Source organism: Skermanella aerolata KACC 11604, assembly GCF_000936425.1.
In the GTDB taxonomy this organism is placed as follows: Bacteria; Pseudomonadota; Alphaproteobacteria; order Azospirillales; family Azospirillaceae; genus Skermanella; species Skermanella aerolata.
In genome coordinates this window covers 71,704-96,864 of sequence record NZ_AVFK01000004.1, presented here as the reverse complement: position 1 = coordinate 96,864, position 25,161 = coordinate 71,704, and the positions used below count along the sequence as shown (strand labels likewise).

Below are 25,161 nucleotides of genomic sequence, written 5' to 3'. Positions count from 1 at the left end.
ATGAGATCCTTGCCCCAGGGTCCGCTGGTGAGCTTCTACGGCGACGACTATACCGGGTCGTCCGCCGTGATGGAGGTGCTGACCTTCGCCGGCTTGCCGACGGTGCTGTTCCTGGACGTGCCGACGCCTGAGCGGCTGGCCCGGTTCGAAGGATATCGCGGCATCGGCATCGCTGGCGTGGCGCGGTCCAGGGGCCGGAAATGGATGGACAAGCACTTGCCGCCGGTGTTCCGGGCGCTGGCGGAGCTGAAGGCGCCGGTTTCCCACTACAAGGTCTGCTCGACACTGGACTCATCCCCGCAGGTCGGATCGATCGGGCGGGCGGCGGAGTTGGCCGCCCCGATCCTGGGCGGCGCCTGGCATCCGCTGGTGATCGGCGCCCCCGCCATCGCGCGGTACCAGGCGTTCGGCAACCTGTTCGCAGCGGCGGCCGATGGCGTGCGTTACCGGCTGGACCGGCACCCCGGCATGTCGCGCCACCCGGTAACTCCCATGAACGAGGGCGATATCAGGGTCCATCTGGGCCGCCAGACCAACATGCCGATCGGGCTGGTCGACCTTGTCGCGATGAAGTCGCGCGAGGGCGACGAGGCGCTGAAACGGGAGCGGGCGGCGGGTGCGGCCATCGTGGCGCTGGACGTGATCGACGAGGAAACCCTGGTCGAGGCCGGGCGTCTGGCTTGGGAACGGGGCGGCGACAGGATCTTCGGCATTGGATCGCAGGGGTTGGAATACGCGCTGGTCGCCTATTGGCGCTCGGCCGGGCTGATCCCGAAGGAACCTCCAGCCCTACGGGCGGAGCCGGTCGAGCGGATCGCCTGCGTTTCCGGGTCGTGCTCTCCGGTGACGGCGGGGCAGATCCAGACCGCCGTGAAGAACGGCTTCGCCGGTATGCGGATCGACGTCAGGCGGGCGGTCGATGCCGATGCCTGGGAACGCGAATTGGGCCGTGCCGCCGATGCAGCGCTGACGGTGCTGAGCCAGGGTACAGACCCGCTGCTGTTCACGGCCATGGGGCCGGACGACCCGGCGATCGGCGCGCTGAAATCCGCCGTCGAGACGTCGGGCTCCTCCCTTGACGCGGTCAACGACCGCATCGGGACGGGGTTGGGCTGGTTGCTGGACCGCGTGATGCGGGAAGCGAAGCTGACGCGCGGCGTCATCGCGGGCGGTGACACCTCGGGCCATGCGGCGATGACGCTCGGCATCTATGCGCTGACGGCGCTGGCGCCGATAGCGCCGGGCTCGCCGCTGTGCCGCGCCCATTCCGACGATCCGGCGCATGCCGGGCTAGAGGTGGCGCTGAAAGGCGGCCAGATGGGAGCGCCGGACTATTTCCGAACAGCCAAGCAAGGCTGCGGCTAGAAAACTCAAAAAACCGGAGGGAACGGGAACATGACGAAGATCGCACTGCTGGGCGCCGGCGGAAAGATGGGCGTCCGGCTCGCCACCAACCTGCACGGGTCGGCCTTCACGGTGGACCACGTCGAGATTTCCAGCGAAGGCCGGGAGCGGCTGAAATCCGCCATCGGCGCCGATTGCGTCGATCAGGAACAGGCGCTGGCCGAGGCCGACGTTGTGCTGATGGCGGTGCCGGACCGGCTGATCGGCAAGATCGCCCACACCTTCATCGCCAAGCTGAAGCCGGGCGCCGCCGTCATCATGCTGGACGCGGCGGCCCCCTATGCCGGTGAACTGCCGGAGCGGGCCGACATCACCTATTTCGTCACCCATCCCTGCCATCCGCCGATCTTCAACGACGAGGTCGAGACCGCCGCCAAGACCGACTATTTCGGCGGCATCGCCGCCAAGCAGAACATCGTCTGCGCCCTGATGCAGGGACCGGAGGAGCATTACGCCCTGTGCGAGGAGGTGGCGCGGACGATCTACAAGCCGGTGATGCGGTCCCACAGGGTCACCGTGGAGCAGATGGCGATCCTGGAACCCGCCCTGTCCGAGACGGTCGGCGCTACCCTGTCGCTCGCCATGCGCGACGCAGTGGATGAGGCGGAACGCCGAGGCGTCCCGCGCGAAGCCGCGGTCGATTTCATGCTCGGCCACCTGAACATCGAACTCGCCATCGCCTTCGGCGTCTTTCCGCAGGGGCGCTTCTCCGACGGGGCGCTGCACGCGATCGAGCAGGCTAAGCCGGTGATCTTCAAGGAAGGCTGGCTCGACCGCGTCTTCGCGAAGGAGAACGTGCTTCAGTCGGTGAAGGACATCTGCAAGTAGGGGTCGGCGGATGGAACAGGACGCCACCGCAAGTTAATTGTTGGGCCACGGCCCAACCTACGAGTTCCTGTCTTGTAGGTTGGGCCGTGGCCCAACAATCTCCCGCTCACCCCTACTCCGCCGCCTCCTGCTGGCCGAAGACGCTGATCTGGGGCAGGTTGACGACGCAGCGGTCGCCGACCACGAGGTTGAGGTCGCGCAGGCGTTCGCGGTCCATCACGGCTTCGATCGCGATGCCGTTTAGGTCCACTTCCACCCTGGCGCTGGGGCCGACGGCGTGGATGCCGAGCACCTTGCCGGTGTTGGGGACGTCATGGCCGTTCGGGCGGGCCAGTTCGACGTCGTGCGGGCGGACGAAGGCAACGGCGGCGCCGTCGCCGCGCAGATGGGTGCGGGCGAAGGGCTGGGTGGTTCCGGGCAGCCGGGCGATGCCGTCATGGACATCGACCTCGAACCGGTTGACGTTGCCGAGGAAGTCGTAGACGAACGATGTCGCGGGATGGTCGTAGACTTCGGATGGCGTGCCGATCTGCTCGATCCGGCCCTGGCTCATCACGACGACGCGGTCGGCCAGTTCAAGCGCTTCCTCCTGGTCGTGGGTGACGAAGACGCTGGTGATGTGCATCTCGTCATGGAGCCGGCGCAGCCAGCGGCGAAGTTCCTTGCGGACCTTGGCGTCGAGGGCACCGAACGGTTCGTCCAGCAGCAGCACCTTCGGCTCGATGGCAAGCGCGCGGGCCAGCGCCACGCGCTGCCGCTGGCCGCCGGAAAGCTGGCTGGGATAGCGGTCGGCGACCCAGCTCAACTGGACCATCTCCAGCAACTGCATGACGCGGGCGCGGATCTCGCGCTTGGACAGCCGGACGGCGCGCGGCCGGACATCCAGCCCGAAGCCGACATTGTCGGCCACCGTCATGTGGCGGAACAGCGAGTAGTGCTGGAAGACGAAGCCGACTTCGCGGTCGCGCGGACTGCGGTCCAGCGCGTCGTTGCCGAACAGGCGCAGACCGCCGCTGTCAGGGTATTCCAGCCCGGCCATGATGCGCAGCAGCGTGGTCTTGCCGGAACCCGACGGCCCGAGCAGGGCCAGCAGTTCGCCCGACTTCACTTCAAGGCTGACCCGGTCGAGCGCCACGTAATTGCCGAAGCGCTTGGAGATGTTGGAGACTTCGATGGTCATAGCAGACCCTTCCCTAATGCCGAGCCGAAGCGGCAAGTTCATCGCCGTACCGCCATTCCAGCAGCGACTTGACGACCAGGGTCACCAGCGCCAGCAGGGCCAGCAGCGACGCGACGGCGAACGCGGCAACGAAGTTGTACTCATTGTAGAGGATTTCGACATGCAGCGGCATCGTATTCGTCATGCCCCTGATGTGGCCGGAAACCACCGACACCGCGCCGAACTCGCCCATCGCGCGGGCGTTGCACAGCAGCACGCCGTACAAAAGCCCCCACTTGATGTTCGGCAGCGTCACCCGGCGGAAGACCTGCCAGCCGCTGGCGCCGAGCACGACAGCGGCCTCTTCCTCCTCCGTGCCCTGCTCCTGCATCAGCGGGATCAGTTCGCGGGCGACGAAGGGGAACGTCACGAAGACGGTCGCCAGCACCAGCCCGGGTAAGGCGAAGATGATCTTGATGTTGTGGTCGATCAGCCAGGGACCGAGCCAGCCGTTGAGGCCGAACAGCAGGACGTAGACCATGCCGGAGATCACGGGAGAAACCGAGAACGGCAGGTCGATCAGCGTTATCAGCAGGCTCTTGCCCCGGAACTCGAACTTGGCGATGCACCAGGACGCGGCGACGCCGAAGACGAGGTTGAGCGGTACCGCGATGGCCGCGACCAGTACCGTCAACTGGATTGCCGAGACGGCGTCCTGCTCGACCAGGGCGTCCCAATAGGCCTCGACCCCGTGCCCGAGCGCCTGCACGAAGACGAGGATCAGCGGCAGCAGCAGGAAGACCGCCAGGAAGGTCAGGGCGCCGCCGATCAGGGACAGGCGAAGCCAGAGCGGCTCGCGCAGGGCCGGACGGCCACCGGAAGGAGCGATTGTTTCAGCCGGCATGGCGGCTCCTCATCCAGGCTTGCAGCATGTTGATCGCCAGCAGCATCGCGAAGGACACCATCAGCATCAGGGTCGCGATGGCGGTGGCTCCGGCATAGTCGAACTGTTCCAGCTTGATGATGATCAGCAGCGGGATGATTTCCGAGATGCCCGGCATGTTGCCGGCAATGAAGATGACCGAGCCGAACTCCCCGACCGCGCGGGCGAAGGCCAGCGCCGTGCCGGTCATCAGGGCCGGCAGGATCGCCGGGAAGATCACCCGGCAGAAGGTCTGCCAGCGGGTGGCACCAAGGCTGACCGCCGCTTCCTCCTCCTCCGGCGCCAGATCCTGAAGGACAGGCTGCACCGTGCGGACGACGAACGGCAATCCGATGAAGGTCAGCGCCACGATAATCCCGATCGGGGTGAAGGCGACCTTGATCCCCATCGGCTCCAGCCACGATCCGATCCAGCCGTTGCGGGAATAGAGCGCCGTCAGCGCGATGCCGGCGACGGCGGTCGGCAGCGCGAACGGCAAATCCACGATGGCGTCGACGATCTTCTTGCCGGGGAAGCTGTAGCGTACCAGCACCCAGGCGACCATCAGGCCGAAGACGGCATTGATGAGCGCCGCTATCATCGACGTGCCGAAGCTGACCCGAAAGGCCGCCAGCACACGCGGCGTCGTCACCGCCGACCAGAAGCCGGACCAGCCCAATCCGGCGGCCGCCAGGATCAGGCCCGCGAGCGGGATCAGCACGATCAGGCTGAGGTAGCACAGAGTAAAACCCAGCGTCAGCCCGAAGCCGGGCAGAACGCTGGGTTTCCTCAGCGACCACCTCCCCACGCGCATCTGCGGCGCGCTTCTGAGGGAGATATCGGTCACAATTATTTTCCTGGCTGATAGATCTGGTCGAATATACCGCCGTCGGAGAAGTGCTTCTTCTGCGCAGCTTGCCAGCCGCCGAGCCGTTCGTCGATCGTGAACAGGTTGGCCTTGGTGAAGACGTTCTCGTACTTGGCCGCTATCGCCGGATTGCGCGGGCGATAGAAGTTCTTCGCGGCGATCTCCTGTCCGGCGTCGGAGTACAGGTAGTTCAAGTACGCCTCGGCCACCTTGCGGGTTCCCTTGCGGTCCACGACCTTGTCGACGACGGCGACGGGAGGTTCGGCCAGGATGGTCAGGCTGGGAACGACGATCTCGAGCTTGTCGGCGCCCAGTTCCTTGATCGACAGGAACGCCTCGTTCTCCCACGACAGCAGCACGTCGCCCAGGCCGCGTTCGGTAAAGGTGATGGTCGAGCCGCGGGCGCCGGTGTCGAGCACGGGCACGTTCTTGAAGATCTGTTCCAGGAACTCCTTGGCCTTGGCCTCGTCGTTGTTCCACTTCTCCAGCGCATAGCCCCAGGCCGCCAGATAGTTCCAGCGGGCGCCGCCCGACGTCTTGGGGTTCGGCGTGATGACCTGGACGCCCGGCTTGGCCAAGTCGTCCCAGTTCTTGATACCCTTGGGATTGCCCTTGCGGACCAGGAAGACGATGGTCGAGGTATAGGGCGAGCTGTTCTGCGGCAGCCGGGCCTGCCAGTCCTTATTGATCTGGCCGCGTTCGGCGATGGCGTCGATGTCGTAGGCCAGCGCCAGCGTCACGATGTCGGCGTCGAGCCCGTCGATCACCGAACGCGCCTGCTTGCCGGAGCCGCCATGCGACTGGTTGATCCGCACCGCATCGCCGCCCTGGGTCTTCCAGTACTCGGCGAACGCCTTGTTGTACTCGACATAGAGTTCGCGCGTCGGATCGTACGAGACGTTCAGAAGCGTCGTATCGGCCGCCGCCGGCATGGAAGTGAGCAGGCCGCACCCAAGGGCGCCAGCCGCGAGAGTGACACCCAGAAATCCGCGTCGGAGAAGGCCGAACACCATCTTCACTCCCCTATTCTATAGCGCTCGCGTTCAAAAAAGCGAACAACACAAACTTTATGTGTGTATTTTGCACAAGTTCCACCGGAATAGTAGAGTTATCCGGCCGAAGATGGAAAGCTTTTTTTTCGAGCGTGTGCAGATCATGAAACTTCGCCGCACCGGCCCGGAACGACACAGTCCCGATAAATGCCTTGACCCGGCGTCTTTGCTACGCACATAACAGCCGATACGCGGGATCAGGGCCATTATGCTGACGAACAAGGGAAAATACGGTCTCAAAGCCCTTCTGCATCTGGCGAACCACGAAGGCAAAGGGTCGGTTTCGATCTCCGACATCGCCGACTGCAACAACATCCCGAAGAAGTTCCTGGACGCGATCCTGCTGGAGTTGAAGAACGCCGGCCTGCTCTACAGCAAGAAGGGCAAGGGCGGCGGCTACTGGCTGGCCAAGCCGTCGGACAAGATCATGCTCAGTTCGGTCATCCGCGTGCTGGACGGGCCGCTGGCACCGATCGCCTGCGCCAGCAGAACGGCTTACCGCCCCTGTGCGGACTGTCAGAACGTCGCGGCCTGCGAGATCCGCGCCCTGATGCAGGAAGTCCGGGATGCGATGGCGAAGGTGCTGGACGGCACCAGTCTGGCCGACCTGCGCAGCCGGAGCGCCGCGGCGGAAGCGATCCTGCTCTACGACATCTGAGGCGGAGTCAAGCGCGGGACGGATCGACTGCGATACGCGAATATCGGTCGGCGACGTCGCATTTTGCAAAGAGTGTTTCGTCGAGGAAGTTCGGCCGGTCAGGAACGTAAGTGCCGGCCTGAAGAGGCCCGACCTACCTCAGCGTGCTCTTGTACAATGGTGGGAGCGCTAGTCGAGGTCTTCTTCCCGGTCGGTGCCTTTGCAACCGTATCCTCCCTTTGGATCTATTCTTAAGATTAGGACAAATGGGCATGCTTGTTGCTGTGACATGGCTTGCAAGAGCTGGCAGTCACGGGCGGGTCGAAGACAGTGGGTTACGACGGAGTGATATATCTCGACCAAGTGAAGGCGGCGCGCCGGCAGCAAGCCGCTAATCTCGGACGCAACCGCGATATCATGTCGGAAGAGCATGAAACGGTTTCCGACGAAGTGAACTTCAACCTTGCTATAGCCCAGGTGTGGCACCTGATCGTCGCGGATCGGCTGAAGCAATGTCCGGACGACCTTCGGCGGACTGTCGAGTTCTGCCAGGCTTGCCGGGAAGCCTGCGACCTGACGGACATCGAAGCGATGGAACGCGCCCGCGACGAACTGGTCGAAATGCGCCGCGAGCGTGCCCTGGGAGGGGGTTCGGAATGAGCATCGGCCGGATGACTAGGCCGTTTTTCAGCTTATTGCGCATTACCCACTATCCTTAGTAGGATTCCGACCTCATCGTCCCCATCTGAAAGGTAGTATTTTCCGTAAAACCGTGAGCGGAGTATGCCTGCGGCGATAAGCCGTAACTTCTATCCGATGCGTACTTCGAAATACTTGGCTAATCATCTGGAGAACCGTCATGACCGCCCGTCCGAAACAAAGCGCCGTTGCTCCCAAGAAGCGTCAGGCGACGAAAGCGGCTGCTTCGGTTGCAGCACAGGCCAGCGTATCGGCCGCCAACTCCGGACTGGCACTCGCAAGGCTTTCCGAACAGCGGAACGACGAAAGGCGCGCATTGCGCCTTGCCCAGGCGCCCGCGCGCGTCGTATCCGCCGTCAAGGAACATAAGTACGAGGTCGGCCAAGTGGTCGATTTCACGCCCGGCGCCCTGACGCTGGAAACGTCGATCGGCAAGTACGAGATCGTCCGTCACCTGCCGCCCGAAGGTCCGGAAAACCAGTACCGCATCAAGAGCGTCCTCGACAGCCACGAGCGTGTCGTAAGGGAAAGCCAGATTGCCTGATTTCACCATGCACGACGTGGAAGCCCTCGCTCAGAAACTGTATGAAGCGAGCGATCCGGAAGCGACACCCTGGGCCGAGCGTAGCCTTGTCGTTCGCGATCCCTGGCTGGCGGCTGCAAAGAAGAGGCTGCTGGCCGCCGTGCTTCCGCGAGCCTGAAAAGGGACGAGGAAGCCGGTCAGGGCTTGGGCGTGCCCTCCGACTCCGGGGCACCTGACAGGCGCTGGATATCCTCCAATGCACTCGCGATCAGCTTCTTGTATCGCGGGTCCTGGCCTTCCGATGTGCCGGCCAGTACGGTGATGAGGTAATGAGCCTTTAGCCCGGCCTCCTCCCACGTCGCTGCGGGGCCTGAGGACAAGGCACCTTCCAGATCGTCCTGATGCTGCCGGAGCACGACCCGGTCCGCCTCGACCTCGGCGGTATGCCGCCGGTCCTCGGTCGCCTTCTGAGCTGCCATGCCCCTGTGGGTGTCGAGTTCGATGGGATCATCAGCCGTCATGGCGGTCCTTTCGAGCTTTTCAGCTCAGGCTTTTCAACGTTGCGGGTCCTGGCGCTGCGTCGGTCACGCAGCCTCCTGGTCGCGGCTCCTCGCCTCTTCCAACTCGATCGGATCGACGACGGCGACCTGGGTCAGCTTAGGCTGTCCCGGCGGCTGGAGCAGGAACAGCAGGGTCTCGATCCGCCGCCAGGCGGGGAACGACAGGCCTTCGATCAACTCTTCCAGGGTTTCGACCTTGTAGGTCCCTGCCTGCAAGGGCTCCTCAAAACCGCTCAGATGGAACGGTTTGTTGAAAGTTATCGTGCTAGGAACTGTACGTTGGGTCATAGCTTTCCTCCACAATCCATATGATTATAACTTAAGATGCCTCACACCGACACGCAAGCTATACTCTAAATGCGCAAACGATAACAGGATAGTTTGCCATCTTAACATTAGGCGATGTCCCTGTGAGCCAACTTTTATTGGAACGTTGTGCGGCGCGTCATGTTCTTAGCATGTGCAGCACGGGCGGTCACCGATCCCCCGATGCTCGCGACAAGCAAACACCAAAGGAACGCGTCATGCCAACATCCATCATTGGATTGTTCGAAACCCAGGATATCGCCCGCAAGGTGGTCAGCGCCCTGGGCAAGGCCGGCTTTGATGACGACAAGATCGAGACGATGACCAAGGCAGGCATCGATGAGACCACGGACCGCCTCGTGGAAGCCGGCTACGACAAGGACAAGGCTCGCCGCTATGGCGAAGCGATTCAGAAGGGCGGCGTCCTTGTCGTCGCCGATGTGGACGACGACAAGGCCGACGAAGCTCTGAGCACGATGCGGCAGTTCGACGTGCTGACCCCGGAAGCCCTGCTGGAGAGCGCCGGTGAGGAAACATCCGCGCAGGTGATCGAGGAGACGCTGGACGTCGGCAAGAGGAAGGTCTCCGCCGGCAAGCGCCTGACGACGGAAGTCAGCGAGCGGGAAGTCGAGAAGACGGTCACGCTCCAAGACGAGAGCGTCGAGGTGGAGCGCACCAAGGCGGACAAGACGCTGAAGCCGCAGGAGGCTGCCAAGGCCTTCAAGGAAACCACCGTCGAAGTCAGCGGCTATACCGAAAAGCCGGTGGTGTCCAAGGAAGCCCATGTGGTCGAGGAAGTCAGCCTGAGCAAGAACTCCGGCGAGCGCGACGTTACCGTCAGCGGCACCGTCCGCCGTCAGGACGTTTCGGTCGAGGATGTCGACCGTAAGACGAAAAGCTCCGATAAATCCTGACGCAGGACTGAAGGACGGGAGCGGAAGGCCTCCCAAGGGGGTCCTTCCACCCACCACCCCGCCGTCAGAACAGCCAGCCATTCACTTGAAGAAAGACCGCAACGACCGCAGCCACCACGATGAGGCCGATATTCTGCGTGCTGGTCATGCCACCGGCGGCATTCGAGCCGCTGGCCCCTTGCGCATCGGGCGCGGGCCTGGAGCCGCCTTCCGGCAGGAACTGAACCAGACGTTCCGAAATACGGAAGTAGTCGGGTAACTCCGGCTCGCTCCTGGGCAGCCGGGCAAGGATCGCGGCGAGTGCGGCAGCAGCACCCGCGCGCGGCATCTCCGCCAGTCGGGCCGCCTCGCCCCAAGGGTCCATACCTAGTCTTGCCATGGCCGACAGGATGCTCAGCGGCGTGCCGCTCTTCTCGTCCCATACCGGAGCGGAAAGAAACTCCTGCAAATCGGAGTGGTGCAAGTTGAACCCAGCGCGCATGGCCATATTGCCGATCCTGAAACCGAGACTTGGAAAGTCTCCTATATGTGGAATTATTTATCGGATATTTCAATTAGCAATATGGAAATTTCGCGCTTCCCAAATTTCGCCGCCACCGGCATCGCGATATCGATGCCGGTGGCGGCGGCGTTCTATCAGCGCTCGGTCTTGAGAACTTCGCCGGTGGAACCGTCCACCTCGACCTCGCGGGTATCGTCGCCGACCAGCACGGTCACCTCATAGTGGATGCCGCCGCTGTCCTCGTCGATCTCCGCTTCCATAGCCTTGCCGTTGGCGTTCTGCTCAGCGACGCCGATCGCCTGAATCAGCGTTGTCTTGGCGCCGTTCAGCTTGCCGGCATCGACCTTATTGACGCCGAGGAAGTCGGCAAGGCGGCCCTGCTCCTCGGCCTTGGTCGACTGGCCGGTGGCCGCGTCGATATGGTAGGTCATGACCTGATCGCCGTTCATGACCTTGATCTCGTACTGGGACTTGCCGTCGTCGTGCTCGAACTCCGCATCGACGGCGCGGGCCTGTCCGCCCTGGGCCTTTTCCGCGGCCTGGATCGCCTGGGTCAGCGAGGTGCTGGCCTGCGAGAAAGCCTTGTAGTCGTCGCTGTCGGCGGCGAAAGCCGGAGTTGCCAGGAGACCGGCGGCGAGCAGGGTGGCGGTGAAGCCGAGCTTGGTGTTCATATCATCCTCTGTGCGCTTTTGAGTCGGAGGCTTATGCCCCCTTTGTCAGCATTCAACAGGTGGGATGATCGAAAAGTTGCCGTGCTATGCACATCCGCAATTATGGGGCCGTGGCGGCGTAACCTTAGTTCGCCATGGGCAAATTCGCGGAAACTTCAGAACTCATCCAGGTTCTCGTGCATTTCCTCGATCCGCGCCAGACGCTTGCGCCCCTGCGCGCCGGTCCGGACGATGACCTGATTGGCCAGGATGTGGCAGAGGGCCAGCACCGCGACATGGTTGTCGAGTGGGCCATGGGAGCGCGTGTTGCAGCGAAGCAGCCAGTCGGCGCTGGTATCGGCGGTCATCCCGTGGTCGGCGATATAAGCGATCTTCGATCCCATCTGGCGGGCGGCCGTGGTGATCTTGCCGATCTCCTTCACGCGGCGGCGCAGACCGAAGACGATGACGACATCGGACGGTTCGAAGCAGGCGGTGTATTCCCCCAGCGTCTCGCCCGCCACGGGGAGCAGGCGGACGCCGTCGCGGACCTGGACGAACTGCCAGCGCAGGTAGCCGGCCAGGAAGTAGCTGTTGCGGAACCCGACCAGCCAGACCTGACGGGCCGTTGCCACGGCGTCCGCCACCGCGTCGATCACGGCGGGGTCGATCTGCTGGAAGGTGCCGCTGACGTTGTCGGCGCAAGCCTGGAGATGGGAATTGACGAAGTCGGCGCCGTTTGACGCCGGAGCGTGGTTCATCAGGTAGAGCGGCGAGCCCCAGGACTTCGCCTCGCGCGCCAGCACGCGCAGTTCCTCGTAGTTGCGGAACCCTAGGCGCTGGACGAAGCGGCTAACCGCTGCGTTGGAGACGTTGGTCAGGCGCGCCAGCTCCGACGCCGAATAGCTGGCGATATCGCCGGGATATTCCAGCATCAGGTCGGCCAGCCTGCGGTCGGTGGGCGACAGGTCCTCGTAGCAGGACCTGATCCGGGCGGACAGCGATTGGGGCAGGCTGTGAGCTTCCATAGGGATGAGGGTACAGTCGTGAAAATCTATTTTCACTAGGAACACTTTCTTTCCATAATCGCCAAGCGTGCTCCATCAAACCCCCCATCACGAATAAACTTTCCAGTCTGATAGGGATTATGATGCGGAAATTCGTTTTTGGTCGATATACCTAGTGAAAAAATCTTTTTACGATGTTAACCTTCTCTCAACAACGACAGGCCTTGAACCGAAGGCGCGTAAGAACAATGACACGGGGGAGACGCGGGACATGAAGATCGGTTTCATCGGCCTCGGCATCATGGGCCGCCCCATGGCCGGACACGTGATCCGGGGCGGTCATGCACTCCACATATACAGCCGGGGCACCCCCCCGCAGGAGCTGGTCGAGGCAGGCGCCGTCGTCTGCGGTTCGCCGCGAGAGGTTGCGGAGCGGAGCGATGCCGTCATTACGATGGTCCCGGACACGCCCGATGTCGAAGCGGTGGTCTTCGGCCCCGACGGCATCGCGGAGGGGCTGGGCCACGGCAAGATCCTGATCGACATGAGCTCGATCAGCCCGATGGCGACGAAGAAGTTCGCCAGGATGCTGGCCGAACGGGGCTGCGAGTGGATCGACGCTCCGGTGTCGGGCGGCGATGTCGGCGCCCGGAACGCCACGCTGTCCATCATGGCGGGTAGCACCCCGGCGGCTTTCGAACGGGTGAAGCCCGTCCTGGAGCTGATGGGCCGAAACATCACCCTGGTCGGGTCCGCCGGCGACGGGCAGACCGCCAAGGTTGCCAATCAGATCATCGTGGCGCTCACGCTGGAGGCGGTCGCCGAGGCGCTGGTGTTCGCCTCAAAGGCCGGCGCCGACCCGATGCGGGTGCGCCGGGCGCTGATGGGCGGCTTCGCGAGTTCGAGGATTCTCGAGGTCCATGGCGAGCGGATGATCGAGCGGAACTTCGAACCGGGCTTCCGGGTCGAGCTTCACCAGAAGGACCTCAACCTTGCCCTGCAATCGGCAAGGGAATTGCAGATGAGCCTGCCCAATACCGCCGCAACCCAGGAGCTTTTCAACGCCAGCAAAGCGCATGGCGGAGGACGGCTGGATCATTCGGCAATCGTCAAGACGCTCGAACTGATGGCGGGTCACGAGATCGGCGGCGGCGCCGCCAAGGTATCCCAAACCTAAAGTCGTAACGCGCCGATGGCGCAACGAAACAGGGAAGGCAGACAGATGGCAACTCACGGCACGGCTCAGGCCGCCGGGCGCAAGCCGCTCTACAAGTCCCTTTTTTTCCAGGTCGTCGTGGCCCTCGTGCTGGGCATCCTGATCGGCGCGGTGTGGCCGGACTTCGCCCAGGCGCTGAAGCCGCTGGGCGACGGCTTCATCAAGCTGATCAAGATGATCATAGCGCCCATCGTGTTTTGCGTGGTCGTACTTGGCATCGCGCAGGCCGGCGACCTGAAGAAGGTCGGCCGCGTCGGCATCAAGGCGGTGGTGTACTTTGAAATCGTCACGACCTTCGCGCTGCTGATCGGCGTGATCCTGGCCTACGCGCTCCAGCCAGGAGTCGGCATGAACATCGATCCGAGCACGCTGGATGCCGCCGCGATGTCGGCCTATGCCGACAGGGCCGGCGAGGTCCGGCACGGCACGGTCGATTTCCTGCTGAAGATCATCCCGACCACTGTCACCGACGCCTTCGCCAAGGGCGACATCCTGCAAGTGCTGCTGTTCGCGATCCTATTCGGCGCCGCATCGTCCTTCCTGGGCGAACGGGCGGCCCCGGTGGTCACCTTCATCGAGCGGACCTCGCACATCCTGTTCGAGATCATGTTCTTCATCGTCCGGCTGGCGCCGCTGGGCGTGCTGGGCGCCATCGCCTTCACGGTCGGCAAGTACGGCGTCGGTTCGCTGGCGCAACTCGGCATGTTGGTGCTGATCTTCTACGCGTCCTGCATCGTCTTCGTGCTGTGCGTGCTTGGGCTGATCCTGCGGGTGGCGGGCTTCAGCATCGTCAAGTTCCTCCGCTACATCCGGGAAGAGCTGATGATCGTGCTGGGCACGGCGTCGTCCGACAGCGTGCTGCCTCAACTGATGCAGAAGCTGGAAGGACTGGGCGTCGGCAAGTCCACCGTCGGTCTGGTGATCCCCACGGGCTACTCGTTCAATCTCGACGGCTTCTCGATCTACCTAACGCTGGCCGCCGTCTTCATTGCACAGGCGACCAATACTCCCCTGAGCTTCACCGACCTGATGGTCATCCTGGGCGTGTCGCTCGTGACGTCCAAGGGCGCCCACGGTATCCCCGGCTCGGCCATCGTGATCCTGGCCGCCACCCTGACCGCGATCCCGACGCTTCCCGTCGTGGGGCTGGTGCTGGTATTGGCGGTGGACTGGTTCATGGGCATCGGCCGGGCGCTGACCAACATGATCGGCAATGCCGTGGCTACCGTCGTGATCGGCGCCTGGGAGAAGGACATCGACCGGGTGCGCGCCAACCAAGTGCTGAACGGCGAAGTCACCGTGACGCTGGATGAGACGGAAGCCGTGCCGGAGCCGGCCGCGACCGTGAGAGCCTGACCTATTCTAGACAGACAAACCTGAGGCATACCATGCGGATCAAGGTCATCAACCCCAACACCACGGCCGGCATGACGGCGAAGATCGGGGAGGCCGCGCGCGCCATCGCGGCTCCCGGCACCGAGATCGTCGCGGTCAACCCCGCCTTCGGCCCGGTCTCGATCGAGAGCCACTACGACGAGGCGGTCAGCGTCCTGGGCGTGCTGGAGGAAGTCCGGAAGGGTGAGGAAGAAGGCTGCGACGGCTACGTCATCGCCTGCTTCGGCGACCCCGGCCTGCTGGCGGCCCGCGAGATCGCCACCGGCCCGGTGATCGGCATCGCCGAAGCCGCGATGCACGCCGCCAGCTTCATCAGCACCGGCTTCTCGGTCGTCACGACGCTGAACAGATCCTGCATCATCGCCGAGCATCTGGTCGAGCGCTACGGCATGCACCACGCCTGCCGCAAGGTGCGCGGCACCGACATCCCCGTGCTCGACCTGGAGGAGACCGGCAATGCGGCGCTCCGCACCATCCTGGACGAGTGCCGCCGGGCACGGGACGAGGACCGGTGCGGCGCCATCGTGCTGGGCTGCGCCGGGATGGCCGATCTGGTCGCCACCGTCCAGCGCGAGATCGGCATGCCGGTGATCGACGGCGTCGCGGCGGCGGTCGTCCAGGTCGAGGGGCTGGTGCGCCTTGGGCTGGGGACCAGTAAGCACGGCGATCTCGCATGGCCCTTGCCGAAACCCTACACCGGCAGTCTCAGCCACTACGCCGTGAAGGCTCGCTGAACGCACGCCTGACCGGCCGTCGCTGAACGGCTGCCGTTCGATCTCTACCACTTAAACTGGGAACATGACTGGGTGAACGCGTCGGCCGGCGGAAGCGCCGGCCGCGAACAGGGAGACTTTGACATGGCTGGTGGAATAAAGAGCGGGGAAGTCTATACCCCTCCCTATGCTAGCGACAAGCTCTACAACCACGATCTGGCGCCGCTGAAGGACCGCTTCTGGGGCTGGTATCAAATCTTCTGCATGTGGATGTCGGACGTCCACAGCGTCGGCGGCTACCTGTTCGCGGCCAGCCTGTTCGCGCTGGGGCTGGCGGGCTGGCAGGTGCTGGTCTGCCTGATCGTCGGCATCGTGATCGTGATGTACCTGACCAACTGGGTGGCAAGGCCGGGCGTCGAGCTTGGGGTGCCCTACCCCGTCGTGTGCAGGCTGTCGTTCGGCGTCTACGGCGCCAACGTCGCGGCCATCATCCGGGGCCTGATCGCGGTCGCGTGGTACGGCATCCAGACCTATGTCGCGTCCAAGGCGCTGATCGTGGTCGTCCTGAAGTTCTTTCCGGAATACGCGGTCTACGGCCAGATGTACTTCCTGGGCCTGTCGTATCTGGGCTGGTTCGCCTTCCTCATCATGTGGATCTGCCAGTTCCTGGTGTTCTACCGGGGCATGAAGGCGATCACCGTGTTCATCGACTGGGCGGGACCGGGCGTCTACATGGTCATGTTCGCCTTGATGGGCTGGATGATCTACAAGGCCGGCTGGAGCAACATCAGCCTGACGCTGGGTGAAGTGAAATACAGCGGCGGCGAGGCCTTCTGGCAGATGATCGTCGCGACTTCGCTGGTGATCTCGTACTTCTCCGGACCGATGGTCAACTTCAGCGACTTCTCGCGCTTCTCCACCGACATGAAGGCGGTCAAGAAGGGCAACTTCTGGGGCCTGCCGGTCAACTTCCTGGCTTTCTCCATCGTCACCGTCATCACCACTTCAGCCACGCTGCCGGTGTTCGGCGAATACCTGCACGACCCGGTCGAGATCGTCGCCCGCGTCGACAATACCGTCGCCGTCGTGCTGGGAGCCGCGACCTTCATCGTCGCGACCATCGGCATCAACATCGTCGCCAACTTCGTCTCGCCGGCCTTCGACTTCGCCAACGTCTCGCCCAAGCACATCACCTTCATCCGGGGCGGCATGATCGCGGCGGTCGGGTCGATCTTCGTGATGCCGTGGCACCTGTTCAACTCTCCCCTGGTGATCCACTACACGCTGGACACGCTGGGAGCCGCGATCGGCCCGCTCTACGGTATCCTGGTGGCCGATTACTTCATCGTGAAGCACGAGCACCTGTTCGTGGACGACCTCTACAGCGACAAGCCGGACGGCCATTACTGGTACCACAACGGCTACAACCCTGCCGCCATCAAGGCCCTGATCGCCGGCTTCGTCGTGGCCCTGCTGTTCGTCGTGATCCCGCAGCTCTTCTTCCTGGCAAGCTTCTCCTGGGGCATCGGAGCGGCGGTCGGCGCCACCACCTACGTCAAGCTGATGAAGGGACAGAGCGGTCTGGCGGTAGCCCGTGACGAGCGGGGCCGGCGGAAGATGGCGCTGAACGGCGACGGCCCGACGCCGCTGCCGACCTGACCCGGCCAATACGAAAAGAGGCCAATACGAAAAGAGAATGAGGAGCCGCCGCCGTGATGGCGGCCCCCGGAGGGAAGACCACCATGATCGACACAAAGACGGCGGGAGACCTGGCGTTCGACCGGCTTGAAGCACTCGCCGGCTTCACAGAGGAACCGGGACGGCTGACCAGACTGTACCTGACACCGGCGCACAAGGCGGCGGCTCTCCAGGTCCTCGCCTGGATGCGGGAAGCGGGAATGAAGACGCGGATCGACGCCGTCGGCAACGTCGTCGGCCGTTACGAGGGGGTGGAGCCCGGCCTGCCGGCCCTGCTGATCGGCTCCCACATCGACACCGTGCGGAATGCCGGCAAGTACGATGGCAACCTGGGCGTCGTCGCCGCGATCTCGGCCGTCGCGGCACTTCACCGCCGGTTCGAGCGTCTGCCCTTCGCGGTCGAGGTGCTGGCCTTCGGCGACGAGGAAGGCGTGCGCTTTCCGGTGACACTGAACGGCTCGCGCGCCGTGGCGGGGACCTTCGACCCGGCGGCCCTGGATGTGCGCGACGCCGAGGGCGTGACATTGCGCGAAGCGCTGGAGCAATTCGGCTGCGATCCCGCCGGGATACCCGACGCCGCGCGCGGGGCCGGCGACGTGCTGGGCTATGTCGAGGTCCATATCGAGCAGGGGCCGGTGCTGGAGGATGAGGACCTGCCCGTCGGCATCGTCACCGCGATCAACGGCGCGTCCAGGTTCGGCATCGAGGTCACGGGAGTAGCCGGCCATGCAGGCACGGTGCCGATGCATCTGCGGCGCGACGCCCTGGCGGCGGCCGCCGAAATGGTGCTGGCGGTCGAGCGGGAAGCCAAGGATACCTCCGGCATCGTGGCGACGGTCGGGATGATGGAGGCGCTGCCGGGTGCCGTCAACGTGATCGCGTCGGGGGCCAAGCTGTCGCTCGACCTGCGCAGTTCCAGCGACGAGTTGCGCCGGGAGGCGGTGGCCCGGCTCAAGCGGCGGTTCGACGGGATCGCGGAGCGCCGGAGCGTCGGCGTGCAGGTCACGCCGCGCTACGACGAACCCGCCGCCACCTGCGCGCCGTGGCTGGTCGATCAAATGGCAGCCGCTGTGGAACGCTCCGGCATCCGGCCCCTGCGCCTGCCGAGCGGGGCGGGACATGACGGGCTGGCGATGATCGCGCTCTGTCCCATCGCCATGCTGTTCGTCCGCTGCGCCGGCGGCGTCAGCCACAACCCGGCGGAAGCGATTACCGCGCAGGACGCCGATGCCGCCATCCGCGTGCTGACCGACTTCCTGCGCCACCTGACGCCACCGCAATAATGCAGTCTGAGCGCTCCCGGCGAGACGATTTCGATCCGCGTGGGTTGAAATGGGTATCCTAACGACGAGCCGAGAGAATCACATGGCCGACCAGCACAAGCAGAGCCCCGAGCACCAGAAAGCCCACGATCTGGCCGAAGAGGCGATCGACAAGGCGGCGGAAGGCAACCAGAAGGAAGCCACGCAGCTGGCGAACGAGGCCAAGAAGATCGACCCGAAGATCGGCGACGAGATGGCTCAGGAAGTCGAAGCCGACAGGAAGCAGGCCGAGAAGTTCCAGAAGTCGTAAAAACGACGCCCCGCCCGGGCTTTTCCTCTCGCGAGGGCCCTAGGCGGGGCGATCTTGGAAATAGCTACTGTCCGTCAGTTACCGATGGAGTGACCGATCGCCGCTCCGGCGGCGGCTCCGCCGATGGTAGCAGCAGTATTGCCCGAACCCTTGCCGAACTGGTTGCCGACAGCGGCGCCGGCGCCGGCTCCCAGGGTCTCCGCGCAGGCCGACAGGGCCAGTGGCATCACCACGAGAATCGCCATTGTGGTCTTGCTCAATCGGTTGGACATATCTTCCTCCTCTGTATCTGGCTGTTTCAACAGCTACCCAACTAACAGAGGACCGCACCCAAAAGTTCGGTCGAGTCTATCGCGATAGCCCGGAAGCATGACGGAGGGGCGTTGGAATACCCCGAACAATAGCGGGCATTCTAGAAAAGCCGCCTTCCCTCGCTGAAGACGCCATTCCCCTCGACGACTTCATCGTACTCGGCGAAAGCCTTACGGTTTTCCTCGACCCATCGCTCAGACTGGGATTCGCGCCCGGCGTCTTCCTGCGTGGTTTCGACCGCTTCGGACAGGCTTACGCCAAGGCCGTTTGCTTCGAAAGCCTTATCCGTTTGCGCTGAGACATTGGTCGGCATGCCGGTCTCCATCGTATCGGCTCAGGGCATGGCGGAAAGCGTAGCACCCAATTGTGATCGGACACCCGAACGCTTATCTTCAAGGCTGCACTTTTTCATGAGGTATTGATGTCCGCCGGAAATCCCTTTTTCTCGCCCTGGACGAACGCATTCGGTTTTCCCCCTTTCGACCTGATCAAGCCGGAGCATTTTCCGCCGGCGCTCGACCGTGGCATGGAAGAAGGGTTGGCCGATTTCGACGCCATCGCCGGCTCGGCCGAGGCGCCGACTTTCGCCAACACGATCGAGGCGATGGAACAGGCGGGCCGGTTGCTCGACCGGGTGTGCTCGGTGTTCTTCAACCTGAACTCCAGCCACACCAACGAGGAGCTTGAGGCGATCGCCCGCGACTACAGCCCCAAGCTGGCTCAGTACAACGCGAAGATCTCACTGAACCCCGCCCTGTTCGCCCGCGTCTCCGAGCTTTACGCCAAGCGCTGTGAGCTGGGCCTGGAAGCCGACCAGATGCGACTGCTGGAGCGCAGCTATCTGGGCTTCGTACGCAGCGGTGCAGCCCTGGGCGAGGACGCCAAGCTGCGCATGGCGGCGATCTCCGAGCGCACTGCCACGCTGACCACGCTGTTCGGCCAGCATGTCCAAGCGGACGAGCAGACCTGGCAGCTCGTGCTGGAGGAAGGCGACCTCGACGGCCTGCCCGACTACGTCCGCGAAGCGGCGGCGCAGGCTGCTGCCGAGCGCGGGCTCGAGGGCAAGTATGTCATCACGCTGCTGCGTTCCTCGGTCGAACCGTTCCTGACCTTCTCGACCAACCGCGACCTGCGCCAGAAGGCCTACAAGGCCTGGACCAACCGGGGCGCCAACGGTGGCGACACCGACAACCACGACCTGATCCGCGAGATCGTGGCGCTTCGCGCCGAGCAGGCCCGGCTGCTGGGCTATGCCACATATGCCGACTACAAGCTGGACGACACGATGGCGAAGAAGCCGTCCGCCGTGCTCGACCTGCTGCATCAGGTGTGGGAACCGGCCCGCTTGCAGGCGCTGGCCGAACGCGACGTGATCCAGTCGGAAGCTTCGGCGGCGGGGTTCTCCGGCGCCATCGCCGCCTGGGACTGGCGCCTCTACGCCGAGCGGGTGCGCAAGGCCCGGTTCGACCTGGACGATGCCGAGATCAAGCCGTACTTCCTGCTGGAGAACATGGTCCGCGCCATGTTCGACACGGCGACCAGACTGTTCGGCGTCAAGTTCCGCGAGATATCGGACCTGCCGCTCTACCACCCGGACGCCAAGGTCTACGAGGTGGTCGATGCAGCGACGTCGGACCATGTCGGCCTGTTCATCCAGGACAACTTCGCCCGGTCGTCCAAGCGCTCCGGCGCCTGGATGAGCGCCTATCGCTCGTCGGAGTTCTTCGCCGAGGCGATCACGCCGATCATCGTCAACAACAGCAATTTCGCCAAGAGCAAGCCGTCGCTGCTGACCTTCAACGACGCCGAGACGCTGTTCCACGAGTTCGGCCATGCGCTGCACGGCCTGCTCAGCAAGGCGCGTTATCCGTCGCAGTCCGGTACCTGCGTCCGCCGCGACTTCGTGGAGTTCCCGTCGCAGGTCTACGAACACTGGCTGGCCGCTCCCGAGACGCTGCGGACCTACGCCGTCCATTACGAAATGGGCGAGCCGATCCCGGAAGAGCTGCTGACCCGCATGCTGGAAGCGCGGAAGTTCGGCCAGGGCTTCAACACGCTGGCCTATACAAGCTCGGCCCTGCTGGACATGGAGATCCATTCCCAGACCAACCCGGACAACCTTGACCCCGAAGCGTTCGAGCGCGATGCGCTGGAGCGGCTGGGCATGCCGGCCGAGGTTGGCATGATGCACCGCCTGCCCCACTTCAAGCACCTGTTCTCGGGCGGCTATGCCGCCGGGTACTATTCCTACATGTGGTCCGAGGTGCTGGACGCCGACGGCTTCGACGCCTTCAAGGAAGCGGGTGACGTGTTCGACCCCGAGCTGTCGAGGCGGCTGAAGGACATCTACGAGGCGGGCGACACCCGCGACCCGATGGAGCTTTACGTCAGCTTTCGGGGGCGGGAGCCGAAGACCGAGGCGCTGCTGAGGCACCGGGGCTTGGCAGCGGCGGAGTAACCGGCGGAGGCACCCCGCTCCCCGGATGCGCAGCGGTTTTTCGTAAAAATGGCGGTATAGTGCGCACCTGATGGAAATGCATCAGGTGCGCTATTTTCTGGCGGTCGCGCGCACGCGCAACTTCACCCGTGCCGCGGAAGAGTGCAACGTCAGCCAGCCTTCGCTGACGCGCGCGATCCAGAAATTGGAAGGAGAACTCGGCGGTCCGCTGTTCCGCCGGGAACACAGCCTGTCGCACCTGACCGACCTTGGCCGGATCATGCTGCCGCATCTGGAACAGACCTATGCGGCGGCCCAGGCCGCGAAGTCGCTGGCGGAGGGTGTCCGCAAGGGCAGCCTCGCCCCGCTCAGCATCGGCGTCACGGCGTCCTTCGCGGCCGACCATCTGGTCGATCTGCTGGAACGGCTCAACCTCTCCCTCGACGGGCTGGAACTGACGCTGGCGACGGCGGCGCACGCCCATCTGGTCCGCGACATGATGCACGGCGATTTCGACGTCGCGATCCTGGAGGAAGCGGCCGACCTGCCCGAGCGCCTGCGGAGCTGGCAGCTTTTCCGGGAACGTTATCAGGTGCTGTGCAGGACCGACCACCCCTTCGCCCAGTTGAACGCGATAGAACCGGCGCTGCTGAGCGGCGAGATCTGGATCGACCGCTCCGGCTGCCTGTCCAGCCCCCGCTTCCATCAGCTTTGCGCGCTGGCGGACGTCAAGCCGGTGTTCCGCCACCGCGCCGGCAGCGAAGCGCATCTCCAGCGCATGGTGCTGGCCGGCCTCGGCTGTGCCCTCAGCCCGGAGAACGTGCCGGTCGAGGACGGTCTGACCTTGCGCCCGGTCCATGACCTCGACCTGTCGCGGACGGTGCTGGTCGCGACGGTGATCGGGCGGCGGGTGTCCGCCGCGTCGGATGCGTTCCTGAAAGCGGCCCGTGCCAGAGCGTGGCCGGTGACGGAGCAGCAGGGTTAGCTTAAAGCCAGCTCCCGTAGCACCGCGAGCACGGCTTCCGGTTCCGCGCGGTGGCGGAAATCGACATCGGCCTCGGCGAAGCGGACGACGCCCTGGCGGTCGATGACGTAGGTAGCGGGGACCGGGATGAACCATGCGTCGCTGCCGTAGCGCTTGGCGAGGTCGAGGCCGAAGTCGAGATAGGCCTTGCGGACTTCGTCGGTGACGCGGACGACGAGGCCCAGTTGCAGCGCCAGACCGTGATCGACATCGACCAGGACTTGGCCGTCGAGTTCCAGCTTCCGCCGGAGCGCTTCCGCCTCCCCGCCGGTCTCGCCGGTCACCGCGACGAAGGACGCGCCGAGGTCGTGGATCGCGGGAACGGCTTCCGCCCACGCGGTCATCTCGGTCACGCAGTAGGGGCACCAGCCGCCCCGGTAGAAGCTGACGACCAGCGGCCCCCGCTCCAGCAGTTCAGGAGACGACACGTAGCGCCCTTGGCTGTCGGGCAGGGCGAAGGGGGTCAGGGTGTCGCCGGGCTTGGGGCTGCCCGATGCCGCACCGGCGGCGCGCAGGCCTTCGACGAACCGGTCGTAAAGGACGTCCCAGGAGGGGTTGACCGACCTGCGCGTCTCTTCCAGCCTTTGCCCCAGCCCTTCCATGGTCATGTCCCCGTCCTGATCCCGATCACGGGCATTTGAGCGGCGTGCGGTCAAGCGTGATTGGCCTTTCGGTCCATCACCGCCCATTGTCATAGAATACGCGATAAGCCGCTGTCCCAGGAGACACCAAGATGAAGTTCCGATCCGTCCTGTCCCGCGCCGCGCTGACGCTGGGGCTTCTGTGCGCCGGCACGGCTGCCGCCATGGCCGCCGAACCGGCGGGCAAGACCGAGAGCGTCATCCTGGCCGGCGGATGCTTCTGGTGCGTCGAATCCGACTTCGACAAGGTGCCCGGCGTGCTGGAGACGGTCTCCGGCTATGCAGGCGGCACTTTCCCGAACCCGACCTATGAGCGTCATCCCGGCCACCGCGAGGTCGTGCGGATCACCTACGATCCGGCCAAGGTGACCTTCCCGCAACTCGTGTCGTATTTCTGGCGGACGATCGATCCGGTGGACGGCGCCGGGCAGTTCTGCGACCGGGGTGAAGCGTATACGACCGCGATCTATCCGCTGACTTCGGAACAGACGGAACAGGCCAACCGGAGCAAGGCGCATATCGAGGAAGTGCTTGGCAAGAAGGTGGCGACGCCCGTGATCCAGCTCGACCCCAAGGGCTTCACCGAGGCCGAGGGCTATCACCAGAACTACCACACCATCAACAGCATCAAGTACTCCTTCTATCGCTATAGTTGCGGCCGTGACGCACGGCTGAAGCAGCTTTGGGGCGACGATGCCGGCAAATGGCCGCCGCGCGACGGCATGAGCTGAGCAGGCACCGCTACTCCAGCGGCTTGAGGTTACCCAGCAGCGTCGGGATCAGCTCGCTGACCGTCGGGTGGATGTGGACGCTGCGCTGGATCACCGTATAGGGGGCCTTGGCCGCCATGATGTCGAGCAGGCTGTGGACGATCTCGTCGCCCTCGATGCACAGCAGCGCCGCTCCCAGGATCAGGCGGGTTTCCCGGTCCACCAACACCTTCATGAAGCCCTGCGTCTCGCCGCGCTCCTTGGCGCGGCCGACGCGAGTCATGGGCAGGACGCCCTTGAGGGCGGGGCGTCCGCTGGCGCGCACTTCCGCCTCGCTCATCCCGACGCGGCCGAGCGGCGGATCGGTGAACAGGGCATAGGCGGTGATGCGATCCGATACCCGGCGCTTGTCGCCGTCCAGCAGGTTGGCGGCGACGATCTCGAAATCGTTGTAGGAGGTATGGGTGAAGGCGCCCCGGCCATTGACGTCTCCCATGGCCCAGATCCCATCGGCGCTGGTCCGCAACTCGTCATCGACCTGGATGTACCCGCGCGCGTCGGTCTCGACACCGGCGGCTTCCAAGTTCAGGTCGCCCGTATTGGGGAGCCTGCCGACCGCCAGCAGCAGGTGGCTGCCATCGACCGTGACGGGATTGCCTCCGGCCTTGGCGGTCAGCCGCACCCCCTGCCCCTGCCTTTCCACCGCGTTGTCCCGGACGGCGAGGTGGACGGTGATGCCTTCGGCTTCCAGGATCTCCCGCACCGTGTCGGATACCTCCGGGTCCTCGCGGGCGATCAGGCGGTCGGCGTATTCCAGGACGGTGACGTGGGAGCCGAAGCGCCGGTACATCTGGGCGAATTCCAGCCCGATATAGCTTCCCCCGGCGACGATCAGGTGGGCCGGCAGCGTGTCCAGCGCCATCATCGAGGTGTTGGTGAGATAGGGAACATCCGCCAGTCCCGGCCAGTCCGGCACGGTCGGACGTCCGCCTGTGTTGATGAAGATCCGAGGCGCCGTCAGGCTTTCGCCTTCGACTTCAACGGTGCCGGGGCCGGTGAAGCGGGCCGAGCCCCAGATCAGCGTCAGGTTCTCCGTGGCGGCGATCCAACTCGCCAGACTGTCGAGCGAGGCCTGGACGATCCTGTCCTTCCGCGCCTTGACGGCCTTCATATCGACGCTGATTTCACCGCCGGTCAGCACGCCGTAGTCGGCGGCGCGGCGCGCCATATAGGCGACGCGAGCGCTGGCTACCAGCGTCTTGGTCGGGATGCAGCCGTCGTTGACGCAGGTGCCGCCCAGATGCTCCCGCTCGATCAGTGCGGTCTTCATGCCGGCCTGAGCCAGCCGAACCGCTAGGAAGGGACCGGACTGACCGGCCCCGATGACGATGGCGTCGAAGGTCTTGGACATG

At 64.3% G+C, this 25,161-nt stretch carries 29 protein-coding genes; 16 read left to right on the top strand and 13 right to left on the bottom strand.

What is annotated here, in order from left to right; all coding sequences use genetic code 11:
- The gene (locus tag N826_RS07095) at positions 1-1,365 is read left to right on the top strand and encodes a four-carbon acid sugar kinase family protein (RefSeq protein WP_044427448.1); all 1,365 of its coding nucleotides are present in this window, start codon (positions 1-3) and stop codon (positions 1,363-1,365) included.
- Positions 1,366-1,395: 30 nt separating this feature from the next.
- A complete protein-coding gene (locus tag N826_RS07090) occupies positions 1,396-2,232 on the top strand; it encodes a phosphogluconate dehydrogenase C-terminal domain-containing protein (protein ID WP_044427087.1) in 837 nt (278 codons plus the stop codon).
- Between the two features lie 112 nt (positions 2,233-2,344).
- On the opposite strand, the gene N826_RS07085 is transcribed toward N826_RS07090, so the two are convergent.
- Genes N826_RS07085 through N826_RS07070 form a run of 4 tightly spaced genes read right to left on the bottom strand, consistent with a single transcriptional unit; the run spans position 2,345 to position 6,194 of the window.
- On the bottom strand, positions 2,345-3,412 hold the full coding sequence (locus N826_RS07085; RefSeq protein WP_044427086.1) for a sulfate/molybdate ABC transporter ATP-binding protein: 1,068 nt from the start codon (positions 3,410-3,412) through the stop codon (positions 2,345-2,347).
- A 13-nt stretch (positions 3,413-3,425) separates the two neighbouring features.
- On the bottom strand, positions 3,426-4,295 hold the full coding sequence (cysW, locus tag N826_RS07080; protein WP_044427085.1) for a sulfate ABC transporter permease subunit CysW: 870 nt from the start codon (positions 4,293-4,295) through the stop codon (positions 3,426-3,428).
- Positions 4,285-5,127 (bottom strand): sulfate ABC transporter permease subunit CysT, encoded by an 843-nt coding sequence (cysT, locus tag N826_RS07075; protein ID WP_044427446.1) that lies wholly within the window; start codon positions 5,125-5,127, stop codon positions 4,285-4,287. Before cysT ends, cysW begins: the two co-directional genes overlap by 11 nt.
- A gap of 35 nt (positions 5,128-5,162) precedes the next feature.
- Positions 5,163-6,194: a sulfate ABC transporter substrate-binding protein gene (locus N826_RS07070; protein WP_044427084.1), complete on the bottom strand. Its 1,032-nt coding sequence runs from the start codon at positions 6,192-6,194 to the stop codon at positions 5,163-5,165.
- 247 nt (positions 6,195-6,441) lie between these two features.
- Here N826_RS07070 and N826_RS07065 point away from each other — a divergent pair, with 247 nt between their 5' ends.
- The 4 genes from N826_RS07065 to N826_RS42860 all read left to right on the top strand — a co-directional run bounded on the left by N826_RS07065 (position 6,442) and on the right by N826_RS42860 (position 8,270).
- A complete protein-coding gene (locus tag N826_RS07065) occupies positions 6,442-6,891 on the top strand; it encodes an RrF2 family transcriptional regulator (RefSeq protein WP_044427083.1) in 450 nt (149 codons plus the stop codon).
- A 309-nt stretch (positions 6,892-7,200) separates the two neighbouring features.
- Positions 7,201-7,530: a hypothetical protein gene (locus N826_RS07060; RefSeq protein ID WP_044427081.1), complete on the top strand. Its 330-nt coding sequence runs from the start codon at positions 7,201-7,203 to the stop codon at positions 7,528-7,530.
- Between the two features lie 199 nt (positions 7,531-7,729).
- Entirely contained in the window at positions 7,730-8,113 is a 384-nt protein-coding gene (locus tag N826_RS44710; protein WP_211099234.1) for a hypothetical protein, read from the top strand.
- Positions 8,106-8,270: a hypothetical protein gene (locus N826_RS42860; protein WP_157599326.1), complete on the top strand. Its 165-nt coding sequence runs from the start codon at positions 8,106-8,108 to the stop codon at positions 8,268-8,270. The genes N826_RS44710 and N826_RS42860 overlap by 8 nt, the downstream gene beginning before the upstream one ends.
- Before the next feature lie 19 nt (positions 8,271-8,289).
- On the opposite strand, the gene N826_RS07050 is transcribed toward N826_RS42860, so the two are convergent.
- Positions 8,290-8,613 (bottom strand): hypothetical protein, encoded by a 324-nt coding sequence (locus N826_RS07050; protein WP_044427078.1) that lies wholly within the window; start codon positions 8,611-8,613, stop codon positions 8,290-8,292.
- A gap of 63 nt (positions 8,614-8,676) precedes the next feature.
- On the bottom strand, positions 8,677-8,940 hold the full coding sequence (locus N826_RS07045; protein WP_044427075.1) for a hypothetical protein: 264 nt from the start codon (positions 8,938-8,940) through the stop codon (positions 8,677-8,679).
- 236 nt (positions 8,941-9,176) lie between these two features.
- Here N826_RS07045 and N826_RS07040 point away from each other — a divergent pair, with 236 nt between their 5' ends.
- Positions 9,177-9,872 carry a YsnF/AvaK domain-containing protein gene (locus N826_RS07040; protein ID WP_044427072.1) on the top strand — a complete coding sequence of 232 codons (696 nt, stop codon included), beginning with the start codon at positions 9,177-9,179 and terminating at the stop codon, positions 9,870-9,872.
- A 64-nt stretch (positions 9,873-9,936) separates the two neighbouring features.
- Here the strand turns inward: N826_RS07040 and N826_RS07035 are convergent, their stop codons facing one another.
- The 3 genes from N826_RS07035 to N826_RS07025 form a co-directional block, all read right to left on the bottom strand.
- Positions 9,937-10,359, bottom strand: coding sequence for a hypothetical protein (locus N826_RS07035; protein WP_044427070.1), 423 nt, complete (start codon positions 10,357-10,359; stop codon positions 9,937-9,939).
- A gap of 149 nt (positions 10,360-10,508) precedes the next feature.
- A complete protein-coding gene (locus N826_RS07030) occupies positions 10,509-11,045 on the bottom strand; it encodes a PepSY domain-containing protein (protein WP_044427069.1) in 537 nt (178 codons plus the stop codon).
- A gap of 155 nt (positions 11,046-11,200) precedes the next feature.
- Complete coding sequence (locus tag N826_RS07025; RefSeq protein ID WP_044427067.1) at positions 11,201-12,052, bottom strand: MurR/RpiR family transcriptional regulator; 852 nt, start codon at positions 12,050-12,052, stop codon at positions 11,201-11,203.
- Positions 12,053-12,302: 250 nt separating this feature from the next.
- Here N826_RS07025 and N826_RS07020 point away from each other — a divergent pair, with 250 nt between their 5' ends.
- The 6 genes from N826_RS07020 (at position 12,303) to N826_RS06995 (ending at position 18,625) form a co-directional block, all read left to right on the top strand.
- On the top strand, positions 12,303-13,208 hold the full coding sequence (locus N826_RS07020; protein ID WP_044427065.1) for a 2-hydroxy-3-oxopropionate reductase: 906 nt from the start codon (positions 12,303-12,305) through the stop codon (positions 13,206-13,208).
- 45 nt (positions 13,209-13,253) lie between these two features.
- Complete coding sequence (locus tag N826_RS07015; protein WP_044427062.1) at positions 13,254-14,603, top strand: dicarboxylate/amino acid:cation symporter; 1,350 nt, start codon at positions 13,254-13,256, stop codon at positions 14,601-14,603.
- 32 nt (positions 14,604-14,635) lie between these two features.
- The gene (locus tag N826_RS07010) at positions 14,636-15,376 is read left to right on the top strand and encodes an aspartate/glutamate racemase family protein (protein ID WP_044427061.1); all 741 of its coding nucleotides are present in this window, start codon (positions 14,636-14,638) and stop codon (positions 15,374-15,376) included.
- A gap of 123 nt (positions 15,377-15,499) precedes the next feature.
- A complete protein-coding gene (locus N826_RS07005; protein WP_084720582.1) occupies positions 15,500-17,014 on the top strand; it encodes an NCS1 family nucleobase:cation symporter-1 in 1,515 nt (504 codons plus the stop codon).
- A gap of 83 nt (positions 17,015-17,097) precedes the next feature.
- Positions 17,098-18,336: an allantoate amidohydrolase gene (locus N826_RS07000; RefSeq protein ID WP_044427059.1), complete on the top strand. Its 1,239-nt coding sequence runs from the start codon at positions 17,098-17,100 to the stop codon at positions 18,334-18,336.
- 82 nt (positions 18,337-18,418) lie between these two features.
- Positions 18,419-18,625: a hypothetical protein gene (locus N826_RS06995; protein WP_044427056.1), complete on the top strand. Its 207-nt coding sequence runs from the start codon at positions 18,419-18,421 to the stop codon at positions 18,623-18,625.
- A 74-nt stretch (positions 18,626-18,699) separates the two neighbouring features.
- Here N826_RS06995 and N826_RS41245 read toward each other — a convergent pair whose 3' ends face one another.
- On the bottom strand, positions 18,700-18,897 hold the full coding sequence (locus tag N826_RS41245) for a glycine zipper 2TM domain-containing protein (protein ID WP_084720560.1): 198 nt from the start codon (positions 18,895-18,897) through the stop codon (positions 18,700-18,702).
- Between the two features lie 140 nt (positions 18,898-19,037).
- Positions 19,038-19,250: a type II toxin-antitoxin system CcdA family antitoxin gene (locus tag N826_RS06990; protein ID WP_169789300.1), complete on the bottom strand. Its 213-nt coding sequence runs from the start codon at positions 19,248-19,250 to the stop codon at positions 19,038-19,040.
- Positions 19,251-19,358: 108 nt separating this feature from the next.
- Here N826_RS06990 and N826_RS06985 point away from each other — a divergent pair, with 108 nt between their 5' ends.
- Positions 19,359-21,395, top strand: a complete 2,037-nt coding sequence (locus tag N826_RS06985) for a M3 family metallopeptidase (protein ID WP_044427051.1) — start codon at positions 19,359-19,361, stop codon at positions 21,393-21,395.
- A gap of 85 nt (positions 21,396-21,480) precedes the next feature.
- Positions 21,481-22,359 carry a LysR family transcriptional regulator gene (locus tag N826_RS06980; RefSeq protein ID WP_169789299.1) on the top strand — a complete coding sequence of 293 codons (879 nt, stop codon included), beginning with the start codon at positions 21,481-21,483 and terminating at the stop codon, positions 22,357-22,359.
- On the opposite strand, the gene N826_RS06975 is transcribed toward N826_RS06980, so the two are convergent.
- On the bottom strand, positions 22,356-23,006 hold the full coding sequence (locus tag N826_RS06975) for a peroxiredoxin-like family protein (protein WP_044427046.1): 651 nt from the start codon (positions 23,004-23,006) through the stop codon (positions 22,356-22,358). The two genes, N826_RS06980 and N826_RS06975, sit on opposite strands and share 4 nt — an antisense overlap.
- A 125-nt stretch (positions 23,007-23,131) precedes the next feature.
- On the opposite strand from N826_RS06975, the gene msrA reads away from it, so the two are divergent.
- The gene (msrA, locus tag N826_RS06970) at positions 23,132-23,770 is read left to right on the top strand and encodes a peptide-methionine (S)-S-oxide reductase MsrA (RefSeq protein ID WP_044427043.1); all 639 of its coding nucleotides are present in this window, start codon (positions 23,132-23,134) and stop codon (positions 23,768-23,770) included.
- A 10-nt stretch (positions 23,771-23,780) separates the two neighbouring features.
- Here msrA and N826_RS06965 read toward each other — a convergent pair whose 3' ends face one another.
- On the bottom strand, positions 23,781-25,160 hold the full coding sequence (locus N826_RS06965; RefSeq protein WP_044427041.1) for an FAD-containing oxidoreductase: 1,380 nt from the start codon (positions 25,158-25,160) through the stop codon (positions 23,781-23,783).
- Between the last annotated feature and the right edge of the window lies 1 nt (position 25,161).

Excerpts from the sequence above, each read along its gene's own strand:
- N826_RS07095 (WP_044427448.1), top strand. The coding sequence starts at position 1 with ATGAGATCCTTGCCCCAGGGTCCGCTGGTGAGCTTCTACGGCGACGAC.
- N826_RS07090 (WP_044427087.1), top strand. The coding sequence starts at position 1,396 with ATGACGAAGATCGCACTGCTGGGCGCCGGCGGAAAGATGGGCGTCCGG.
- N826_RS07085 (WP_044427086.1), bottom strand. The coding sequence starts at position 3,412 with ATGACCATCGAAGTCTCCAACATCTCCAAGCGCTTCGGCAATTACGTG.
- cysW (WP_044427085.1), bottom strand. The coding sequence starts at position 4,295 with ATGCCGGCTGAAACAATCGCTCCTTCCGGTGGCCGTCCGGCCCTGCGC.
- cysT (WP_044427446.1), bottom strand. The coding sequence starts at position 5,127 with ATGCGCGTGGGGAGGTGGTCGCTGAGGAAACCCAGCGTTCTGCCCGGC.
- N826_RS07070 (WP_044427084.1), bottom strand. The coding sequence starts at position 6,194 with ATGGTGTTCGGCCTTCTCCGACGCGGATTTCTGGGTGTCACTCTCGCG.
- N826_RS07065 (WP_044427083.1), top strand. The coding sequence starts at position 6,442 with ATGCTGACGAACAAGGGAAAATACGGTCTCAAAGCCCTTCTGCATCTG.
- N826_RS44710 (WP_211099234.1), top strand. The coding sequence starts at position 7,730 with ATGACCGCCCGTCCGAAACAAAGCGCCGTTGCTCCCAAGAAGCGTCAG.
- N826_RS07050 (WP_044427078.1), bottom strand. The coding sequence starts at position 8,613 with ATGACGGCTGATGATCCCATCGAACTCGACACCCACAGGGGCATGGCA.
- N826_RS07045 (WP_044427075.1), bottom strand. The coding sequence starts at position 8,940 with ATGACCCAACGTACAGTTCCTAGCACGATAACTTTCAACAAACCGTTC.
- N826_RS07040 (WP_044427072.1), top strand. The coding sequence starts at position 9,177 with ATGCCAACATCCATCATTGGATTGTTCGAAACCCAGGATATCGCCCGC.
- N826_RS07035 (WP_044427070.1), bottom strand. The coding sequence starts at position 10,359 with ATGGCCATGCGCGCTGGGTTCAACTTGCACCACTCCGATTTGCAGGAG.
- N826_RS07030 (WP_044427069.1), bottom strand. The coding sequence starts at position 11,045 with ATGAACACCAAGCTCGGCTTCACCGCCACCCTGCTCGCCGCCGGTCTC.
- N826_RS07025 (WP_044427067.1), bottom strand. The coding sequence starts at position 12,052 with ATGGAAGCTCACAGCCTGCCCCAATCGCTGTCCGCCCGGATCAGGTCC.
- N826_RS07020 (WP_044427065.1), top strand. The coding sequence starts at position 12,303 with ATGAAGATCGGTTTCATCGGCCTCGGCATCATGGGCCGCCCCATGGCC.
- N826_RS07015 (WP_044427062.1), top strand. The coding sequence starts at position 13,254 with ATGGCAACTCACGGCACGGCTCAGGCCGCCGGGCGCAAGCCGCTCTAC.
- N826_RS07010 (WP_044427061.1), top strand. The coding sequence starts at position 14,636 with ATGCGGATCAAGGTCATCAACCCCAACACCACGGCCGGCATGACGGCG.
- N826_RS07005 (WP_084720582.1), top strand. The coding sequence starts at position 15,500 with ATGGCTGGTGGAATAAAGAGCGGGGAAGTCTATACCCCTCCCTATGCT.
- N826_RS07000 (WP_044427059.1), top strand. The coding sequence starts at position 17,098 with ATGATCGACACAAAGACGGCGGGAGACCTGGCGTTCGACCGGCTTGAA.
- N826_RS06995 (WP_044427056.1), top strand. The coding sequence starts at position 18,419 with ATGGCCGACCAGCACAAGCAGAGCCCCGAGCACCAGAAAGCCCACGAT.
- N826_RS41245 (WP_084720560.1), bottom strand. The coding sequence starts at position 18,897 with ATGTCCAACCGATTGAGCAAGACCACAATGGCGATTCTCGTGGTGATG.
- N826_RS06990 (WP_169789300.1), bottom strand. The coding sequence starts at position 19,250 with ATGCCGACCAATGTCTCAGCGCAAACGGATAAGGCTTTCGAAGCAAAC.
- N826_RS06985 (WP_044427051.1), top strand. The coding sequence starts at position 19,359 with ATGTCCGCCGGAAATCCCTTTTTCTCGCCCTGGACGAACGCATTCGGT.
- N826_RS06975 (WP_044427046.1), bottom strand. The coding sequence starts at position 23,006 with ATGACCATGGAAGGGCTGGGGCAAAGGCTGGAAGAGACGCGCAGGTCG.
- msrA (WP_044427043.1), top strand. The coding sequence starts at position 23,132 with ATGAAGTTCCGATCCGTCCTGTCCCGCGCCGCGCTGACGCTGGGGCTT.
- N826_RS06965 (WP_044427041.1), bottom strand. The coding sequence starts at position 25,160 with ATGTCCAAGACCTTCGACGCCATCGTCATCGGGGCCGGTCAGTCCGGT.